Origin of the sequence: Methylorubrum podarium (assembly GCF_022179745.1) — a bacterium.
Lineage (GTDB): Bacteria > Pseudomonadota > Alphaproteobacteria > Rhizobiales > Beijerinckiaceae > Methylobacterium > Methylobacterium podarium.
This window is the reverse complement of record NZ_BPRD01000323.1, coordinates 1-3995: the sequence shown is the minus strand read 5'-3', so window position 1 is coordinate 3995 and position 3995 is coordinate 1. Positions and strand designations below refer to the sequence as shown.

Annotated in this window: 6 protein-coding genes; 4 read left to right on the top strand and 2 right to left on the bottom strand. The window is 64.1% G+C overall.

Annotated features, from left to right (window positions below):
- Positions 1 to 1377 (bottom strand): diguanylate cyclase domain-containing protein (locus MFF42_RS16200; protein WP_238256672.1); only part of this gene is annotated, 1377 nt, incomplete at its 3' end.
- Between the two features lie 240 nt (positions 1378 to 1617).
- Complete coding sequence (locus MFF42_RS16195; protein WP_238256671.1) at positions 1618 to 1992, bottom strand: type 2 periplasmic-binding domain-containing protein; 375 nt, start codon at positions 1990 to 1992, stop codon at positions 1618 to 1620.
- Between the two features lie 140 nt (positions 1993 to 2132).
- Here MFF42_RS16195 and MFF42_RS16190 point away from each other — a divergent pair, with 140 nt between their 5' ends.
- The 4 genes from MFF42_RS16190 (at position 2133) to MFF42_RS16175 (ending at position 3964) form a co-directional block, all read left to right on the top strand.
- Entirely contained in the window at positions 2133 to 2345 is a 213-nt protein-coding gene (locus MFF42_RS16190; protein ID WP_238256670.1) for a hypothetical protein, read from the top strand.
- A gap of 125 nt (positions 2346 to 2470) precedes the next feature.
- Positions 2471 to 2845 carry a response regulator gene (locus MFF42_RS16185; RefSeq protein WP_238256669.1) on the top strand — a complete coding sequence of 125 codons (375 nt, stop codon included), beginning with the start codon at positions 2471 to 2473 and terminating at the stop codon, positions 2843 to 2845.
- 167 nt (positions 2846 to 3012) lie between these two features.
- Positions 3013 to 3219 (top strand): hypothetical protein, encoded by a 207-nt coding sequence (locus MFF42_RS16180; RefSeq protein ID WP_238256668.1) that lies wholly within the window; start codon positions 3013 to 3015, stop codon positions 3217 to 3219.
- 475 nt (positions 3220 to 3694) lie between these two features.
- Entirely contained in the window at positions 3695 to 3964 is a 270-nt protein-coding gene (locus tag MFF42_RS16175; RefSeq protein WP_238256667.1) for a hypothetical protein, read from the top strand.
- Positions 3965 to 3995 lie beyond the last annotated feature (31 nt).

Here is a 3995-nt window from a genome sequence, read left to right as displayed (position 1 = left end):
CGGCCAACCGCATCCGGCGTGCGGCACCGCCTGCGCGAGCACCGCCTGCCGGATGCGGTTGGCCGCCGCTTCAGCACCAGACTCCTCGGTGTCCGGCAGAATGACCGAAAACTCTTCGCCGCCGATGCGGTAAGCGGTGTCCGACGAAGCGTGGATTGTGCCTTGCATCGCCTGAGCGATGAACCGCAGCGCCGCGTCACCCTGCTGATGCCCGTAACGATCGTTGAAGCCTTTGAAGTAGTCGGCGTCCAAGATCAACAGTGACAAGGGCTTACCGGTGCGCGTCGCCCGCCGACACTCGCGCGCCAGCACTTCGTCGAACCGACGCCGGTTGCCGAGTCCCGTCAGCGCGTCCGTACTGGCCAGTTGCTGCAACTCTGCGTTCAGCGCGGCGGTTGCGCGCTGCGCCGCCCTGCGCCGGGTCAACTCGCGCCGGAATAGCGTGGTCAGCACGACGGTGGTGGCGCACAGGCTTAGAACCACAGCGGCAAGCACGAGCGCCTTCTGCCACCAAGCCGCGTAGATGTCTTCGTCCGTCAGCGCGATGCTCAGCTGCAGCGGCAACTCGCCGACCTGCGCGAATGCGAAGGTGCGCGTACCCTGGCCGATCATGGCCGGGCCTGTGAACACGCCCTGCCGGGTTTGCAGCATGCGCTGGTAGCTATCGGTCGCCGAGACGCTGCGCCCCACCAACTGCTCGTCGAAGGGCTCACGCATGACGATGGTGCCGCCGGGCCCATACAGCGTCACCGTACCGGCGTGATCCGGATCGATGGCCGCAAACAGGTGGCGGAAGTAGTCGAGATAGATCGAGCCGAGCACCACGCCGGCGAAGGAGCCGTCCGGGTTGGATAGGCGGCGGCTGATGATCAGCGCCCACCGGCCGGTGAGCCGCGACACGATCGGTGCGCTGACATGCAGACCGAGGTCCGCATGGGTAGCATGATGCTGGAAGTACTCGCGATCCGCGTAGCTTAGCGGCTCGGGGTTGAGGGACTTCGAGCTGATGATCAGTTTGCCGGTACGGTCGAATACAAGCGTGTGGCCGAAGTTCTCAGCGTTTGCGGCTCGGTCGAACAGGATGAGCTGGCGCGTCTCCGGATCAGCGTTCATGACGGCTGGCAGGCGCCAGCCATCGACGATCGCGCGCAGCGAGAGGTCATACATCGCGACGCTGCGGGCGATGTCGCGGCTGAGCACCTGGACGAGGCTCTGCGCGGCCGCTGTTGCACGACGCTCGGCATCACGGCGCATGTCCCAGAGCATGAAAGCCGAGACGGCACAGAGGCCAACCACACACAGGAGGTTCAGCGCCGCCAGCAGCCATGGCGAACGTGTCGGCCGTAGATACCGCTCGAAATCTGCCCGGCTTACCATGCTCACCGCCTTTCCTGAGGCAGTTTGCTACGGACCGCTGAGAAACAAATGAGTTCAGATCGGTTACGCTATGAAATTCCGAGAGGCTGGTAAATTTCAAGTTTAAGTTACGCAAATACCTTTACCTGCTCGCCTGCGATTCTGAACGCTATGGTTCTGCCGGTCTATCGATTTGGCGAAGACAAGGACACGACCAACCCGGCCGCCGCTGTGAAGGCGGGCCCGTTCGCGACTTCGGTGCTACGCAACGATACCCGCAGGCCCGGAGCGATGCGGAATGCGGCTCGCCGCTATCGTCGCGAGCGCCGAGAGCTTGGTTCGTCTCGGCTTGCGCGACGCGCCAGGCCGGGCGGCCCAGCTTGATCGGCCAGCTCTCAAGAGACCGTTCATGGCCCGCGAGGCTGCGGGGACGTATCGACGGCCCGGATCGTAGAGGAGCAGTCCGACGAATACTGGCATCCAGTCCGTGAGCCCCGGCCGCAGGCCGCCGCTGGCGATAAGCTTCGCCGCTTCCGTGACTTTGGCGTGTCCCACGCCCGGTTGCGCGGCGGGGATCAGCGCGAGCGTGTCGTTGATCGCCTCCGGAAACCTCACCACCTTCAGGAGCGAGAGCATCGGCGCGCCGCAGTCGCTTCCAACGAGGCTGGCTTGCGATCGAACCGCCGGCGAACTGCGCGGTCTGCTCTAATCCGAGTAGACCCCTCGCATGGTTCGGTCTGCGCGAGTAGGCTCGGCGTTGCTGAGACGAGGGCCGTATGCGCGAGATTTACGCCAGCCCGAATGGTGATCGCTGGTACCTCGTCGTTGATGAGGCTTCAGGGCACACCTTCGTTCGACACGCGAGCAACGAGGCGTCGGGCGGAAACGTTGCCGACATCCCTCTCTCCGACTTTCTGGCCGGACGACGCAGCGGTCCCGAGCACCAAGCGTTCTGGGCGCTTCTCCGAGAGGCCGTCGGTGCGGGCTGATGAGCCGACAGAGCCACACTGTGTTCGAACCGAGCGAGGCAGGGTGGCTGAAACAATTCGTACGACAGACAGGTGTCGAGAGAAACTCGACGAAACTGGGCCATGAACGATGCGGTTAGTAGGCTATGAGCCCGCACCCACCCTTCGTTTCTGCCGTCGTGTTGGTTGTCGAAGACGATAACCTGCTGCGCATGCTCGCCACCGACATCTTGGAGGATGAGGGACTGACCGTGTTGCAGGCGGCCACGGCCGATGAGGCATTGCCGATCCTCGAAGGCCGCGACGACATCGGCGTGCTCTTCACCGACATCAACATGCCGGGGGAGATGGATGGGTTGACCTTGGCTGCTCACGTCGCCGAGCGCTGGCCGCATGTTCGACTCGTCGTGACATCAGGCCGGCAGTGGTTCACCAGCGACCAGATGCCTGATGCCGGGCAGTTCGTTCAAAAGCCTTACCGCCCGCGGCAACTGGTGAGCGCGATCGCCCACGCAGACTGAAACGGTGATGCTTTGCCGAAGCATTGTCCCAGACCAATTCTTCACCGATCCATCCGACCACGCCGGCCGCTATCAATGTGCGAGACGGGAAAGAGGGAATTGACCTTCTCACCGTGGTAAGGAGCGGGCTGATCCGGCACAGTGCAGAGTTTGGAGGAAGCGCGCCCGTGAAGACCGTATTTGTGACCGCGACTGCCCTGCTGATGCTCTGCATTGCCCCAGCTCTTGCCATGAGCTGCTGCGGAGGTGCCAAGGGGAAGGGCGCGATGATGTGCGGCAAAGGCGGTATGGCGATGAACCATGCCAAGAAGAGCAAGACGGGTGGCTGCTGCTGCAACGGTACGAGTGGCGGTAACATGAGCAAGCGCACCTAGGCCGCGTCCCGACCCTTGTCTCGCAGGCCGGTTGGCCCTGTCTCGATCGAGCCGGCCGATCCGCCCTTCTGCGAGGCGGCGAGCGGCACGCGATCGACCGTCATCACGCCGGCCTTCGAGAGGAGCGCCAGGGTGGGCTGGCTGGCGATCTACGATATCAGCGTCACCACGTCCCCGATCCGGGCTACCGCACCGCTGAGCTCCTGCACCGAGGCGCCGAGCTCTTCCGCCGCCGCTGCGACGGCGTTGACGTTGCTTGCCGCCTCTTCCCCGGGTGCCGCGACCGTGGTCGACTGCCAAGCCGTTGGGGCATGGGCCTCGGCGCCGCGCGAACAGGCTCTCCACGGCGACGGAAGTGGAGGTTCTTCTCGCGTGCGCAACGGCACCTCGATCTGGCATCGGCCGGCGAACTAGCCATCAGACGGGACGACACAGCCTCCGTTCGGAGGGCGACCGTCACTGAAGGATGGATGCCATGACCAACCGCCTTGCTTCCGTTGCTGCCGCCATCGCCCTGAGTTTCGGTGCGGCTGCCGCTCCTGCCCTTGCCCAGGCCGCGACGTTTAATGCCTGGGGGCACGAATTCACTGTCCCCGGATCACAGGCCGACGAGGTTTTGAGCACGAACCGAGGTGCGTACACCGCCATGCAAAAGGGCAAGATCGCCGATCGTGGCGAAACTGATGCCTATCGCCACTCGGGCAACCATGCGATTGGCCCGGCCGACCACCTTCGCCGCAACTGATTCTGTATCCACCAGCGAAGGATCGCCGACG

Excerpts from the sequence above, each read along its gene's own strand:
- MFF42_RS16195 (WP_238256671.1), bottom strand. The coding sequence starts at position 1,992 with ATGCTCTCGCTCCTGAAGGTGGTGAGGTTTCCGGAGGCGATCAACGAC.
- MFF42_RS16190 (WP_238256670.1), top strand. The coding sequence starts at position 2,133 with ATGCGCGAGATTTACGCCAGCCCGAATGGTGATCGCTGGTACCTCGTC.
- MFF42_RS16185 (WP_238256669.1), top strand. The coding sequence starts at position 2,471 with ATGAGCCCGCACCCACCCTTCGTTTCTGCCGTCGTGTTGGTTGTCGAA.
- MFF42_RS16175 (WP_238256667.1), top strand. The coding sequence starts at position 3,695 with ATGACCAACCGCCTTGCTTCCGTTGCTGCCGCCATCGCCCTGAGTTTC.